Raw genomic sequence first — 14,682 nt, 5'->3', positions numbered from 1 at the left:
CCCAAGATGCCCCCCTTCCACGGCAAAAACACCGCTTCGGAGAAGTTAACCAAAATTCCTGGAAAGTGTTTTTCAAATTTTGGATTTTTTTATTCATCTTGGCACGGCATGTGCAGCACCAGAGCGCCCGCAGGAAAAGCCTGTCGGGATACGGCTCGGAGAATCCGGCCATAATTAATTGGTACAGGAAAACCCCACATGTCCATGGAAGATGAAGAACTGCTTGAGGCAGTTTTGTCTTTGCTTATGTCTGAAACATCAGATTTCAGCGATTGCGCCAAAAAACTTGCAAAAGAATGGCCCGAAGTGCGCGTGTCCGATGTGATCGGCATAGTGCTAAAGGCCTGCGAAGTGATCGCACGCACTTTCAAGGATGGCGAAAATCGTCAAGACATCTGCAAAGGACGTGAGTTCGCGCTATGGCTCTCTTACACGGCTTACGAACTCACCCAGCGCGGGGTCGATCCCGTGCTCATGCAAGACCTGCACAAGGTTGAGGGCGCAGATTAGGCAGCGCCCAACTCGACAGCCAACACCGCTGCACAATCGCCTGATTTGATCAGGCCAGGTGCGTGGCGGGCCACGAGCAAACCATCACGCTTGGCCAGAAGGCCGAGCGGGGGCTTGCCTGTGGCCTCAACAGGCCAAATACGGGCAACAAGATCGCCCGCGCGCAGGCGTGCGCCCAAATCAACAACGGGTTCATAAAGCCCATTCATTTCGGCAAAGGTAAAACAATCCACATCAGGCATATCTAACAGGCTGCTTGGCGCCTCTTCTAGCTTGCCCTGCACAACGCCCAAATGAACCAAAAAATTGCGCACCCCGCGCTTGGCAATCGCGACTGTTTCCGCGCGCGCCATCCCTGCGCCACCAAGCTCGGTCGTCACGAAGGTTTTCCCTGCGCGCTCAACCGCGCCGTCAAACATACCTGTGTCATCAATCTCAAGCATTTTAGCAGTATAAGGTGCGCCAAATGCGCGGGCGGCCTGCGCACAAGCCTGATCTTGGGCCGCATCGGACAAGACATGGCTTGCGGCAAAGGGCAGAAAATCCAACGTCTTGCCGCCTGAGTGGAAATCCAAAACCGCATCAACCCGCGGCAGGAGTTCATCGTTGAGATATGCTGCGATTTTCTGTGTGACCGTGCCGCGCGCATTTCCAGGGAAGGCGCGGTTCATATTGCCTTGATCAATCGGCGATGTGCGGCTTGCCGCCAAAAAGGCGGGCGTATTCATCTGCGGCAGAATGATGACCCGCCCCGCTACATCAGAGGCCTCAAGTGAATAGGCCAAATCATGCAGGGCAATCGGCCCTTCATACTCATCCCCATGATTGCCGCCCGTCAACAAAACGGTCGGGCCATCCCCATTGCCGATGACGCAGATGGGAATCATAACGTGGCCCCATGCGCTGTCATTACGGCTATGGGGCAGGCGCAAATGGCCATGCGCCTTGCCCATGCCATCAAGGGCAATGGTTGGGGTCATTTCACAAATACCTCGCGTGGCAAGTTAGACAGGCATTCAACACCTGTCTCGGTGATCAGGATCGGCTCAGTGATTTCAAGCCCGCCATCATCCAACCACAAAGCAGGCATGAAATGGAAGGTCATTCCTGGTTTAAGAACGGAGCGATCCCCGCGCCGAAAGCTCATTGTGCGCTCGCCCCAGTCAGGCGGATAGCTTAGACCAATCGCGTAGCCACAGCGGCTGTCTTTCTCGAAACCCATTTCATTGAGCTTTTTGTTAAAGGCATTCGCAATATCTTCACAGAAATTCCCTGGCTTCGCTTGTTCAAGGCCTGCATGGATTGCCTCAACCACCGCCTCTTCGGCACGGCGATATTTTTCAGGCGGCTCGCCCAAGAATAGGGTTCGCGATTGAGGGCAATGATAGCGGCGATAACAGCCTGCGATTTCAAAAAAGGTCGCTTCGCCTGCAGCCATGGGTTTGTCATCCCATGTCAGATGCGGAGCGGTGGCATCCACGCCTGAGGGGGTCAGGGGCACGATGGCGGGATAATCGCCCCAATGACCATCTGCACCCAAAATACCCGTGCGGCTAATCTCGGCCACAAGGGCGTTTTTCGGCATGCCGGGCTCGGCCGTTTCACGGATGACTTCGTGCATCCGCTCCACGATTTTTGCAGCGCGGCGCATGTAGGTGATTTCCTGCTCGGATTTCACCGCGCGTTGCCAATTGACCAAACCTGTGCTGTCCACAAATTCAGCATCAGGCAGCCCCTTCACCAGAGCCGCATAGGCAGCAGCAGAGAAATAGTAATTATCCATCTCAACGCCAATGCGCCCTCGCACGCCGCCATGATCATGGATCAGGCTTGCAAGGGTTTCATGCGGGTGTTTTTCGGGGTTTTGCACATAGGTGTCATCATAGCCAACCACAGCGTCATCTGACATCCAGACCGTGCGTAAGGCACCCAATCCATCCATCGCACGGCCCCACCAAATCGGCTCGCCTTTATGGCCCAAGAGCACTGCTTGATGGACGTAAAATGACCAACCGTCATAGCCCGTCAACCACGCCATATTGGACGGGTCAGTTACAATGATAAAATCCAAATTTCGCGCGGCCATCTCGGCGCGCGTGCGCGCAATACGCGCCTGATATTCTTGGGTTGGAAAGTTATGAATGCGAGAAACCATCTGCCGCCTCCTGTTGGTGGGCCAAGTTTTCGATAATTCAGCGCCCATCGCTTCCCGCTTCGCGTCATTGCTTGCACCAAAAACGTCGCTTGCGCCAATCACAGTGTCGGGTCTGTGATCCATGACTTCGCCGCAAGGCATGGCACTGGGGCGGATTTTCCCTTAGGCTTGAGGCAAACGTGCCAAAACACATGACAAAGGACAAAGCCGATGCTTACCAATGATCAGCTGTCGAAATGGGATCGCGACAGCTTCATGCACCCCTCAACACATCTTGCGCAGCACGCCCGCGGCGAAAGCCCCAATCGGATCGTGCAAACCGCAAGCGGCTGTCACATCACCGATCGCGATGGAAATCGTTTTTTGGATGCATTTGCAGGGCTTTACTGCGTGAATATCGGCTATGGCCGTCAAGAAGTGGCTGAGGCCATTGCCGAGCAAGCCCGCGAATTGGCATATTACCACGCCTATGTAGGCCATGGCACTGAGGCCTCAATCACGCTTGCGCAGATGGTCATGGATCGTGCGCCCGACCATATGTCAAAGGTCTATTTCGGGCTTGGTGGATCAGATGCCAATGAAACCAACATCAAACTGGTTTGGTATTACAACAATATCCGTGGGTTGCCGCAGAAGAAAAAGATCATCTCGCGCTGGCGCGGCTATCACGGCTCAGGCCTGATGTCGGGATCCCTGACAGGGTTGAGCCTGTTCCATCAAAAATTTGACCTGCCTCTTGATGCGGTCTTGCACACAACCAGCCCCTATTACTTCCGCCGTGATGACCTCGGCCTTTCCGAGGCGGAATTCTCTGCCAAATGCGCGGCTGATCTTGAGGAGCTGATCGCCCGCGAAGGTGCTGACACTATCGCGGCCTTTATCGCAGAACCCTTGCTGGGAACAGGCGGGATTGTGCCGCCCCCCGCAGGGTATTGGGAGGCAATCCAACCCGTTCTGCAAAAGCATGACATCTTGTTGATTGCAGATGAAGTGGTCACGGGCTTTGGCCGCATGGGATCAATGTTTGGCTCGCCCCATTATGGCATCACACCAGACATCATGACCATCGCCAAGGGCCTAACCTCGGCCTATGCGCCGCTCTCAGGATCCATTATTTCCAACAAAGTTTGGAAGGTTCTTGAGGATGGCACCGATGAATTCGGCCCCTTGGGGCATGGTTGGACATATTCCGCCCACCCCATCGGCGCGGCGGCAGGTGTTGCCAATCTGAAACTTTTGGACAGCCTGAATTTGGTTGAGAATGCCCGCGACACGGGCGCCTATTTCAACCAAGCCATGCGCACCGCCCTCGCTGAGCATGCCCAAGTGGGCGAGGTGCGCGGTGATGGGATGCTATGCGCGGTAGAATTGATTGAGGATCGCGACACTCGCACCTTCTTTGACCCCGCCAAAAAGATTACCCCCCAGATTGTCGCCGCAATGGCGCGGCGCGGGGTGATTGCACGGGCCATGCCACAGGGCGATATCATTGGCTATGCGCCACCGCTATGCCTCAGCCGCGAGGAAGCGGATACTGTCGTCAGCGTGACGGCCGAGGCAATCAAAGAGGTTTTGCAATGACCTTAAGTGGGGTCAACGCAACTTGGCCCCATTTCAACTCCAAAATTTCTTAGCAACAAGGAGATCTTAGCAGTCTCACAGAGTGACTGTCTTCAATCGTTGTAACTTTAAAAAACCGGTATCCCTCGAGACCATTTGTCACTGCATTTTACCAGCCTCAAAATACTCTTGAGAGACCTATACACTCTTTTTGCTAACTTTTAGACGGACACGATTTGTGGCTTCTTTAGTGCCATCATGATCTGTGCCAAACCAAACGTCTAATGGAACCTCCATCGTTCCATAGTTACATTCAAAATACCTATGATGTAGCTGATGATGGAAGTCCGCCGAGTCGAGTAACTTGGTCTTTTTTGCCAGAATTTTTTCAAACCCAGAATGTGAAAAAGCCGGGCCAAGCGACGTCATAAATAGATGAACAAAGACTATAGCGGGTTCGGACGGTATCACAAAATGTATCAATACTGACGATTGATAAATTAAGTTTTCGATTGGATGCATTGAAATGCCAGACCATGGACCGGTGTGCACGTTCCTATGATGGGTACTGTGGACATGCTTGTACAAGAAGGGATGATGCAGCAACCGATGGATAAAATAAAAGTGACCAGATCGAACCATTGGCAGCACCAAAAGCCATGCAAAAAATTGTAAAGGGTGGTCGTTGAATGGCATCACGCTTATCAAGCCATTGGCGAGAAGATTTAAATACAAAATCTCGTATGCCGTCCACACGGTAACACCGCTAACCAGGCTCCAAAAAATATTGTCATACACCTGGTCATTAAAACTGAAAAACTTGTTTTTTTGGGCCATTTTTCGTTTTAAAAATTTAAAGTCATCTCCCTGCATCCTTAAAGAATAAAGATACATATGAAGTGACCCGGCCACCAAAAATAGTATGGCTGAGTTACGAACATAGGTTAAAGCTATAATTTCAGAACTTGGTTCCTGAAAGGCTTCAAGGCTAGGAGTTAAGTAATGATAAGTTCCAACCGCTAGTATTGCGATAAACAATGCCCGTGAAATGCTGATCCAACGGAAAACAATCCATCTGAACGTCTTCGCGACATCGATAGGCCACTCAAACAACGGATTGTATCGAATAGGCTCATTTGGACTATAGTTCCAAGATTTTTTATCAACGGAGGAATTAGCCATTTTTTATCACCAAGCCGAAAACACAAGACACCGTACCCAAGAGACCACCTAGATCGAAAAAAGCGAACTCGTCAGCGGAAATCGCATGCTAATGTAGAATTCTTAATCTTCATAGTTCTCAAACAGTTTTGACAAAGCTTACCTTACTATTTCATGTTTCTATAAGTGTAAGCTTCAGAGGCAGTGTACCTATGACAGAACTCAAAGCATGCCCATTTATGCGACTTCATCCTGATGACAATACACTTGTTGCGAGAATTAACGCTGATGAGGGCACAAAGATCGACATGGATGGAGGCCAGGTGCAATTGTCTCAAATGATCCCAATGGCTCACAAGATCGCCTGCCGGCATATCAAGTCTGGAGATGTAGTCTTAAAATATGGCATGCCGATCGGCGTAGCTACAGTGGACATCGCGCCTGGCGAACATGTGCACGTCCACAACGTACGTTCTGCCTACACACCAAGCGTTGTATTACACGACGCAGATGCCGTCAGCTGAGGAGAGTAAAATGATTGAAGGCTGGCTGCGACAAGATGGCAGAAAAGGTATACGAAACAGTGTTTTAGTAGCGTATTTGGTGGAATGCGCACATTTTGTAGCATCCGAAATCGTGACAGAGTTCCGGGGCCAAGACGTACAATTAATTGGTTTTCCAGGTTGCTTTCCTAATGAATATGCTGCGCAAATTATGGAGCGCCTCTGCACCCATCCCAATGTTGGTGCAGTCCTCTTCGTTTCTCTGGGATGTGAAAGCTTCGACAAAGTGCGTGTTTCTGCAGCCGTAGAAGCATCGGGCAGGCCCGTCCGCACGCTTGTAATTCAGAAAGCAGGTGGCACTAAATCGACAATAAAATTAGGCCAGGACTGGATAAAAAGCGCACTTTTAGAAATTGACAATGTATCGCGCACATCGTTGGCACCCTCTGACCTAGTAATTGGGACGGTCTGTGGCGGATCAGATGGAACATCAGGCATATCAGGTAATCCTGCCGCCGGACGCGCATTCGATTTCCTAGTAGCAGAAGGCGCAGCCTGTATTTTCGAGGAAACAGGGGAGCTAATCGGTTGCGAAAACATCATGGCAGAACGCGCAGTGACCCCAGAATTAGGGCAGGCAATACGAGAAAGTGTACTCAAAGCCGAACGTTATTATCAAACACTTGGGTATGGGAGCTTTGCTGCAGGTAATGCCGCAGGTGGGTTATCCACAATTGAAGAAAAATCACTCGGCGCCTATGTAAAATCCGGCAGCAGTCAAATATCCGGCCTTATCAAACCAGGCGATATCCCTCCATGCGGCGGACTGTATCTAATGGACGTGGTACCGGATGGAGACGTTCGGTTTGGCTTCCCGAACATCAGCGACAATGCTGAAATCGTCGAGATGATAGCCTCTGGTGCGCACATGACCCTATTCGTCACAGGGCGCGGCTCAGTGGTAGGCTCTGCAATATCACCAGTCATTAAAATTTGTGCCAATCCAGAGACCTATCGTGCCCTATTTGACGATATGGATATTAACGCAGGCGACATTATCGAAGGTCATCGTACGATCGACGAAGTAGGACAAGAGATTAGTGAACTTGTATATGCAGTCGCAGGCGGTCAACAAACTAAATCTGAACAGCTCGGTCATCGAGAATTCATACTTACCTACAAAAGCTTTGAGCCGATTGGACCAGCCTGTTTACCAAATCTTCATTCATAACTTGAGTGTTTATTGGCAAAGCATGCAATCATAGCTAACGGTAACTCTGGGCTTTGAGAAACAAACAATCAAAGAGTGCGCTGATTACGTGGCCGATTGTACTGATGCGTTGGGTGCTTTTGAGCCATATTCAAAAGGCACTACAGCGAGTAGAAAGCGCATAAGCGCGCCCCCCAGTGCGATCGCCGTCAACGCCAAGATCGCTGCGAATGACAGGGTAGGCACACCAGACAAGCCAGCACCCACGGTACATCCGCCGGCCAGAACTGCGCCGAACCCCATCAGTCCGGCACCAGCCAAATAGCGCGCGGTTTGGCGAGGGCTGTCAAAGCTAGACCAAGCAAATTGCCCCCGTAAGAGCGCCGCCGAACCCGCACCCAGCACTGTGCCTCCCATCAATCCCACACCAAAGCCAGGCGCAATGGCGGTCGAGGCAACAACCCAAAACAAAGTTTCGGTGGCAGGTGCCGTGAAAGACAGGCTTTGCAATGCGATTGGATCGAAGTCGTCAAACAAGATAAAGCCCGTGCCAACCCAGCCCAGAGGCACCAAAAGCCCCAACAGCGCTGCCAGAGCCAGCATTCCGGCCCCAAGGCCTGAACGCCAGGCAAAGACCAATGCAGCGCCCCCAATCAGCGCCGCCCACAGCAGTGGCGTACCCGGCAGAGTAGGGGCCAATTCCATGGTGATAGCTTTTAAATTGGTACGCGGGCCCGACAGCACCCCTTTTGACGTGGCATGGGCTGCGATTGCGAAGACCGCCAGAACCAGAAGCGCTCGCAGATTGCCGCTCGCGCTCAGTACAGTCAGCCGCGACACGCATCCGCGCGTCAAGATCATGCCAGCGCCGAAGGCGAGCCCGCCAACGACAATGGCCACAACGGGCAGACTTGTGACCATGAAGCGATGATCTGCAAAATCGATCCAGCCCATCAGTATGGCTGCCTGCGTACCCAGGGTAGCTGTGCCCAGCGCCATCAGCCAGATACCCGCGGCTTGCCGGCGATCCTCACCATCGATCATCCGGCGAAAGCAGAGGCGCGTGATTTGCGCCAAAGCACCAAAGGCGCATCCCAAAACCAATGCAAACCACAGAGCGGCCTGAGGAGCGGTAAGGGTTTCAAAGCCCAGCTGTTCGAACATGGCGAATCCTCACAAAAGCGGAACTTTGTCCTCTTTTGTGAGAAAATAAGGTGCTGACAAGCCCAGAATAGCCCAGAAACACGGCTGAATGTGGAGCATTTGTTCTGTTTTTTTGCATAAAGGTAAACGCCTTTCTGCCCAAGCGCCGAGGCAAGAGAAAATGGCCCACCAGATCCGGCGGGCCATAACAATGGTTCTTTTTGTTTTACCGCCCGCGAGTGCGCATACTTAGTGGAAGCACACCGCGTGGGTGGTCAATCCTGACGACCCAAAGGTAACGCTCTAGTAGACCCGTAGCGGCGATATAACAGTGGCAGGGTGGGGTTTTGAAGCTATTCAGGTAGGTTGACTACCCTCAGCCTCAAAATGTAATCTGACGTGGATTTTTAAGGTATTTTCTGCTATCGTCATGTTGGAAGACGGCCTCTGCTGAACCGACACTCCAGAAGATGGCCTATCCCTCAAGTGGTCCAAGCATACCGTCTTCCACCCCCGTCAACCAAAGTGACTTATCTCCTCAAAGCTTGACCAAGCAACCCTGTGCGCCCAAGCTACGGTGAAACAGGAGCCACGCAATCAAGCGCATCATCTTAGCCACAACCATTGCAGCCGCTACTTTGGCAGGGGCCGCTTTGGCGGGACACAATGATGGATAACCTTCTTCATCCAGCCAATCACTACAAGCAGAGATGCCCCAGATGTCAGTCACCACTGAACACCGTTGTAGTTCATGGGCATGAGCAATGTGCGATATGTAAGTCCAATATTTTTGAGTGCTGCTCTGGCGATACGTGCGAGACTGACCATAATCTTGCTGTAGGCTACAAGCGGGGGTGAGATAGCGTGAAACTCCTCCTCGCCTTCATAGCCATAATCGCAGCCTGCCTCTTCACTATCTCGAAGCTGCATGACGATGGCACATGCGCCGCGCCCGACAGGAGTAGCTTAGGCTAAATCACTTCAACGAAATAAGAAAATCAATGGGTTAGGAGGATTTGGTGGAGCCTAGGGGGATCGCCACCAGTTTCCTATAGTGTCTCTATTAATATTATAATATCAATAGCTTATAGAATTCTTATCAGAGATATAGCCCGCTCAATATAGCCCTGCGTATAGCCCGGCTTTGTGCCTCAAAACTTTCAACGCTTTAGTCGATCAAACTAAAGAGATGCTTGACGCACGGACATAGCGATGCTCTCCTGCGTGTATGACAAGAAGCATCAGTCAAAAAGCATTATCCGTGTTTATCGGGGAGTCTTATCAAGGCGATTTCGTTAGAGCATTACTGTTCTGTGCCGCTTACATGGCCGCAATCTGGATATCTGTTATGCTACCTAATCCCGCTCAAGGTGGTGGCCTAGCGGTGCTCTTTGGTGGGGCGGTATCAATAATACTAGGCGTTGGGTACTTCATCCTGTTGGTTTTGGCACGGGCAGTCAGGACTAAAGTAATATTGAGCAACATACTTAAAGCTGCGGCACTAGGATGGATGTTTGTATTCCCTTGGTTGTATCTTCTTTATCTGGTCAACGCCTAAAAACCCTACGACTTGACCAAGCAACCCTGTGCGCTCAAGCTACGGTAAAACAGGAGCCACGCCATGAAGCGCATCATCTTAGCCGTAACTGTTGCAGCCAGCACTTTTGCAGGGGCCGCTTCTGCTGAGCAGTATGTTTGTGAGATGGGGCAATCAACTGGTTTCGCTCTTGTTCAGGGCGAATGGGTGCAAGTGCGTTTTGAGGATAACAGCCGATACCTGATCAATACAGATACCATGACCGTCAGCCAGTTTGGACGAGAGGGTACATTTTTGAAGGTGATGACTGCGTTTTACTCGGGGGTAATGCTCCCGAGTTCATGCGATGCTTACCCGATCAGAGCATATTCGCAATGACGTTTAGCCTTAATTCGATGCGTTTCGTTCTCACATCGCATGGATACGCTAATGGTGATGGCGATACCCGAAACGATCCTGCTGTTGGTATCAGCACTTGCGCAGAGTTGGGCAGCTAAACACGCCACGTTTTGTAGCTCTCCGATCGTAAACGCCCTTTCGGTGCAACGCTCCAACTACATTTATAAGTTAAGCAATTTACTTTGAGATTGTGATTAGGATTTTGGCCCCCGAAAATATACACATTTAGAGATTTTTCCGTTTTCGATGTGGTTCGCAGCTAGAGTGATGTTACCGTTTATGCTGTTGTGCGTAACTACGATCACGTTGTCGGTTTCAATATGGCACTCCACGTTTGCATCGCCAATTGGATCCAAACCTTGCATCATCTGAATTGCCTGCTCTTTATTTTTGCCTTTTTCGCCAACTGAACTTTGATGTACCGAAAGCATTGCAAAATCATCAGACATTAAATTAGCAAATGTATCTGAATTTCCGTGTTCGATAAGATCAGTAAGTGCTTTTTTGATGTCCTCGTATGTCATTGTATCCTCCTATCTTTGACATAAAGTAACCTGCACGCTCATTGTAAAAAACAAGTGACCGTCAACAATAAGTATCGATTTATAACAAGAATAATGTAGCAGTAGGGCACAGGCTCTTCTTGCCACTCTTTTGCGCAAGGGTTGCCTTTGGATAAACAGCCATTGCGTATAGCCGTAATGGTGGCACATAGGCTAAATCAGGTCAACGAAATAAGGAAATCAATGGGTTAGGAGGATTTGGTGGAGCCTAGGGGGATCGAACCCCTGACCTCTTGCATGCCATGCAAGCGCTCTCCCAGCTGAGCTAAGGCCCCGTAACCATGCGCAACATTTGTTGCGATCTGCGGTTTATGGTGTCGCGCGGGGCAGATCAAGCGAAAAATCCGCCCGACACGCAACGGTTTTCAGAGTGGTTTACTCGTCATCGTCCGAACCGACATCAGCAATGTCATCGAGCGAGACATTGTCGTCATCGTCATCTTCGAGAAGATCATCATCCAGATCGGAATCATCATCCAATACCAAATCATCTTCATCATCCAAGACCACCTCATCATCCGCATGGGCTTTGGATTTGGCCGCAGAGGCGGCAGATGGTTTTTCGGCGACCAAGCTGCGGCTGCCTTTACCAGTATCTAATGTGACCACCTCGCCCGTATATGGGCTGACGATTGGGTCTTTGTTTAGGTCGTAGAAACGCTTGCCTGTGGTTGGGCATACGCGTTTAACACCCCATTCCTCTTTGGGCATGACACCCCCTTCAATGAACGCTATCGAGAGAATTGCGATCCCCTGCCACAATGTGAATAGGGTGTCAAAGGCTTTCCGAAAACTAATGCGCGGATTGCCCGTTAGATTGACGAAACACAGAGGCTTATTGCGATGCGGCGCAAGACATCATCTTGGATTCACCAGTTGGACGGGCCACAGCCCGTTGAGGTGGTGATGAAGAAATCCGTGCGCGCAACGCGATTTTCGTTACGCGTGTCCAATCGAGATGGCACTGTCAGCCTAACCATGCCCCATTGGGCGCCGGAAGGTGAGGCTTTGGCCTTTCTGCACGCTCGCCGTGATTGGTTGATGGGGCATTTGCAAAACCGCCCCACAGCACAGCGCCCTGTTATCGGTGCTGTGATTCCCATCGAAGGTGTTCCCCATCCAATTATCGCGGGAAGTGGCCGTTCCGCAAAGCTGATCGATGGATGTTTGAGCGTTACCGATGATCCACGCCTGCCCATTCGCGTGGCCGCCTTTCTAAAAACCCGCGCCAATGCGCGGCTCTACACGGCCTCGGAATATTACGCGAATAAACTGGGAAGACAGTTTTCCAAGCTCACACTTCGTGACACCAAAAGCCGCTGGGGCAGTTGCTCGGCGCAGAGGCATTTAATGTATTCTTGGCGACTGATCATGGCCCCGCCTGAGGTGCTGGATTATGTCGCCGCCCATGAGGTTGCGCATCTGGCAGAAATGAACCACGGCCCAAAATTCTGGGCACATTGCGCCGCGCTCTGCCCGGAGTATCAACGGCATCGCGCATGGCTCAAAACCCATGGGAACGAGATTTTGGCTTGGCGTTTTGAGAGCTTGCCAACGGGATAAGATTTGTGATCACATATGGCCTATGTTGATCAACCCGCGCCCAGCTGAACAAACCGCTACCGTGGCCCATGAACGGGTCTATCGCGCTTTGCGCTCGCGCATCATGCATGGCGAAATTTTACCAGGGCGAGCGATGACGCTGCGCGGAATTGGCCAAGAATTTCAGGTATCCATGACCCCTGCGCGCGAGGCGGTGCGGCGTTTGGTAAGCGAAGGGGCATTGTTTTTATCGGCGTCAGGCCGCGTATCGACCCCAGAACTTAGCAATGAACGGATCGAAGAATTGGCAGCGTTGCGCGCATTGCTTGAGCCTGAATTGGCCGCACGCGCCCTGCCGCGGGCGCATATGGCCCTAATCGAGCGTATGGAAAGCACCAATAGCGCGATTGCAGGGGTGATCCATACGGGCGATGCCATTGCCTATATTCGCCATAACCTTGAATTCCACCGCACGCTCTATTTGCGCGCACAAGCGCCCGCAATGTTGGCTTTGGCGGAAACGGTTTGGCTGCAATTGGGGCCGACCATGCGCGCGCTCTACGGGCGGCTAAACCGAACCGATGCACCGCAGCATCATCGCTCGATCCTCGCCGCATTAAAGGCTGGAGATGAGCCAGGGTTGCGCTTGGCCGTTCGGGCCGATGTCACCCATGGATTAAGGCTGCTGGCCGCCTGAGGCTGACCATTAACCATTGCTTAAACCGAATCGGGTTTTAAATGACCCATGCGGTTTGCAGTCCCCCAATCAGGAAACCGTCGTTAGACTTGCCCAAGGTTTCCCCGACTGTTGCGCAAGTCACCCCAAAGGAAAGATGCCGAATGCCTCCCCTGCATTCGGCATCTCTTTGTTTCAAACGCCGCAAGTCAGGCGTGGATCGCTCCATCCCCACAGGCCAATGCCGCCTCGCGCACTGCCTCAGAGAATGTAGGATGCGCATGACAGGTCAGCGCCAAATCCTGCGCACTGGCGCCAAATTCCATCGCGACACAAACCTCATGGATCAAATCCCCTGCCGCAGGGCCAATGATATGAGCCCCCAAAATGCGGTCAGTGTCTTTGTCGGCAAGGATTTTCACAAAACCATCCGCCGCGAAATTCGCCTTAGCGCGGCCGTTGCCCATAAAGGAGAATTTCCCAACCTTATAGGCGCGGCCCTCAGCCTTCAGCATCTCCTCAGTCGCGCCGACCGAAGCCACTTCGGGGTTTGTGTAAACCACGCCAGGGATCACACCATAATTCACATGGCCATGTTTGCCCGCAACAACCTCGGCAACGGCCATACCTTCGTCCTCGGCTTTATGCGCCAACATTGGGCCTGCGATACAATCACCAATCGCATAAACGCCCTTAATATTGGTCTGCCAGTGGCCATCCGTTTTGATTTGTCCGCGCTCAGACAGTTCCACCCCAAGCGCATCAAGGCCAAGCCCCTCAGTGTAGGGTTTGCGCCCAGTCGCAACCAGAACCACATCTGCAACAACCTGATGGTCGCTGTCATCTTTCTTCAATTTGTAGCTGACAGTCGCATTGGTCTTGGTTGTTTTTACCCCTTGAACAGCGGCCCCAAGCGTAAATTTCAAACCCTGTTTTGAAAGGGTTTTTTGGAAATTCTTGGCAACTTCACTGTCCATACCGGGGGTAATGGTATCGAGATACTCAATCACCTCGACCTCGGCCCCAAGACGGGCATAGACCGAGCCAAGCTCAAGACCGATGACCCCAGCACCAATGACAACCATTTTCTTGGGCACTTTACCTAGAGCCAAGGCACCCTCAGAAGTGACCACGATTTTTTCGTCTACCTCAATGCCTGGCAGCGTGGACGGCGTTGAGCCAGATGCAATGATGATCGATTTTGCGTTATGGGTTGTGTCGCCAACCTTCACCTGCCCCGCTGCAGGGATGGAGCCGGACCCTTTGATCCAATCCACCTTGTTCTTTTTGAACAGGAATTCGATCCCTTTGGTGTTTTGGCCAATCACATCATCTTTATAGGCCAGCATACCTTTCCAATCGACCTTGGGCGCAGCACCTTTGAGGCCCATCTTGGCGAAGTTATGTTCTGCCTCGTGCAAGGCATGGCTTGCGTGCAGCAGCGCCTTAGACGGAATGCAGCCAATATTAAGGCATGTGCCGCCCAATGTGTCGCGGGCTTCGACACAGGCGGTCTTTAGGCCCAACTGTGCGCAACGGATTGCGCACACATAGCCACCAGGGCCTGCGCCAATAACGATAACATCATAGTCTGCCATAATCTTCGCCTCCTTGGCGCTTGGTCGTGGCCCTGTATCAGGCCGAATTCGCCAAGCGCATAGGAAATTGGCGTGCGCGAAACAAGGATTTTCACCCCTTACCCCCCCAAAAACGGGCCAAAATA

At 51.8% G+C, this 14,682-nt stretch carries 15 protein-coding genes and 1 tRNA gene; 8 read left to right on the top strand and 8 right to left on the bottom strand.

All coding sequences use genetic code 11. From position 1 onward, the window contains the following. Window positions 1–198: 198 nt before the first annotated feature. Window positions 199–510, top strand: coding sequence for a hypothetical protein (locus AAC637_RS08890; protein WP_340303250.1), 312 nt, complete (start codon window positions 199–201; stop codon window positions 508–510). Here AAC637_RS08890 and doeB read toward each other — a convergent pair. After that, the gene (gene doeB / locus AAC637_RS08885) at window positions 507–1,490 is read right to left on the bottom strand and encodes a N(2)-acetyl-L-2,4-diaminobutanoate deacetylase DoeB (protein ID WP_340303249.1); all 984 of its coding nucleotides are present in this window, start codon (window positions 1,488–1,490) and stop codon (window positions 507–509) included. The two genes, AAC637_RS08890 and doeB, sit on opposite strands and share 4 nt — an antisense overlap. Next, window positions 1,487–2,665, bottom strand: a complete 1,179-nt coding sequence (doeA, locus tag AAC637_RS08880) for an ectoine hydrolase DoeA (protein WP_317655701.1) — start codon at window positions 2,663–2,665, stop codon at window positions 1,487–1,489. The genes doeB and doeA overlap by 4 nt, the downstream gene beginning before the upstream one ends. A 210-nt stretch (window positions 2,666–2,875) precedes the next feature. Between doeA and AAC637_RS08875 the strand changes: the two genes are divergently transcribed. Next, a complete protein-coding gene (locus AAC637_RS08875; RefSeq protein ID WP_340303248.1) occupies window positions 2,876–4,246 on the top strand; it encodes an aspartate aminotransferase family protein in 1,371 nt (456 codons plus the stop codon). A 177-nt stretch (window positions 4,247–4,423) separates the two neighbouring features. On the opposite strand, the gene AAC637_RS08870 is transcribed toward AAC637_RS08875, so the two are convergent. Next, window positions 4,424–5,407, bottom strand: coding sequence for a sterol desaturase family protein (locus AAC637_RS08870; RefSeq protein ID WP_340303247.1), 984 nt, complete (start codon window positions 5,405–5,407; stop codon window positions 4,424–4,426). A gap of 191 nt (window positions 5,408–5,598) precedes the next feature. Here AAC637_RS08870 and AAC637_RS08865 point away from each other — a divergent pair, with 191 nt between their 5' ends. Together AAC637_RS08865 and AAC637_RS08860 are read left to right on the top strand one after the other, a co-directional pair. Next, window positions 5,599–5,910: a UxaA family hydrolase gene (locus tag AAC637_RS08865; RefSeq protein ID WP_340254214.1), complete on the top strand. Its 312-nt coding sequence runs from the start codon at window positions 5,599–5,601 to the stop codon at window positions 5,908–5,910. A gap of 10 nt (window positions 5,911–5,920) precedes the next feature. Then, window positions 5,921–7,120 carry a UxaA family hydrolase gene (locus AAC637_RS08860; RefSeq protein ID WP_340303246.1) on the top strand — a complete coding sequence of 400 codons (1,200 nt, stop codon included), beginning with the start codon at window positions 5,921–5,923 and terminating at the stop codon, window positions 7,118–7,120. An 84-nt stretch (window positions 7,121–7,204) separates the two neighbouring features. Here the strand turns inward: AAC637_RS08860 and AAC637_RS08855 are convergent, their stop codons facing one another. Next, complete coding sequence (locus AAC637_RS08855; RefSeq protein WP_340303245.1) at window positions 7,205–8,263, bottom strand: YeeE/YedE family protein; 1,059 nt, start codon at window positions 8,261–8,263, stop codon at window positions 7,205–7,207. A 1,207-nt stretch (window positions 8,264–9,470) separates the two neighbouring features. Here AAC637_RS08855 and AAC637_RS08850 point away from each other — a divergent pair. Together AAC637_RS08850 and AAC637_RS08845 are read left to right on the top strand one after the other, a co-directional pair. Beyond that, window positions 9,471–9,800: a hypothetical protein gene (locus tag AAC637_RS08850; RefSeq protein WP_340303244.1), complete on the top strand. Its 330-nt coding sequence runs from the start codon at window positions 9,471–9,473 to the stop codon at window positions 9,798–9,800. 63 nt (window positions 9,801–9,863) lie between these two features. Further along, window positions 9,864–10,157 carry a hypothetical protein gene (locus AAC637_RS08845; protein ID WP_340303243.1) on the top strand — a complete coding sequence of 98 codons (294 nt, stop codon included), beginning with the start codon at window positions 9,864–9,866 and terminating at the stop codon, window positions 10,155–10,157. A gap of 215 nt (window positions 10,158–10,372) precedes the next feature. On the opposite strand, the gene AAC637_RS08840 is transcribed toward AAC637_RS08845, so the two are convergent. From AAC637_RS08840 to AAC637_RS08830, 3 genes are all read right to left on the bottom strand, one after another. Continuing rightward, entirely contained in the window at window positions 10,373–10,702 is a 330-nt protein-coding gene (locus tag AAC637_RS08840) for a hypothetical protein (protein WP_340303242.1), read from the bottom strand. A gap of 238 nt (window positions 10,703–10,940) precedes the next feature. Beyond that, window positions 10,941–11,016: transfer RNA gene (locus AAC637_RS08835), tRNA-Ala, on the bottom strand. A 100-nt stretch (window positions 11,017–11,116) separates the two neighbouring features. After that, on the bottom strand, window positions 11,117–11,452 hold the full coding sequence (locus AAC637_RS08830; protein ID WP_340303241.1) for a TIGR02300 family protein: 336 nt from the start codon (window positions 11,450–11,452) through the stop codon (window positions 11,117–11,119). 132 nt (window positions 11,453–11,584) lie between these two features. Between AAC637_RS08830 and AAC637_RS08825 the strand changes: the two genes are divergently transcribed. Further along, window positions 11,585–12,304 (top strand): M48 family metallopeptidase, encoded by a 720-nt coding sequence (locus tag AAC637_RS08825; protein WP_340303240.1) that lies wholly within the window; start codon window positions 11,585–11,587, stop codon window positions 12,302–12,304. Window positions 12,305–12,326: 22 nt separating this feature from the next. Next, the gene (locus AAC637_RS08820) at window positions 12,327–12,980 is read left to right on the top strand and encodes a GntR family transcriptional regulator (RefSeq protein WP_340303239.1); all 654 of its coding nucleotides are present in this window, start codon (window positions 12,327–12,329) and stop codon (window positions 12,978–12,980) included. A 188-nt stretch (window positions 12,981–13,168) separates the two neighbouring features. Here the strand turns inward: AAC637_RS08820 and lpdA are convergent, their stop codons facing one another. Then, complete coding sequence (gene lpdA, locus AAC637_RS08815; protein WP_340303238.1) at window positions 13,169–14,557, bottom strand: dihydrolipoyl dehydrogenase; 1,389 nt, start codon at window positions 14,555–14,557, stop codon at window positions 13,169–13,171. Window positions 14,558–14,682 lie beyond the last annotated feature (125 nt).

Origin of the sequence: Roseobacter sp. HKCCD7870 (genome assembly GCF_037830315.1) — a bacterium.
Lineage (GTDB): Bacteria > Pseudomonadota > Alphaproteobacteria > Rhodobacterales > Rhodobacteraceae > M30B80.
The sequence above is the reverse complement of the archived record's forward strand: the minus strand, read 5'-3'. Positions and strand labels throughout refer to the sequence as shown.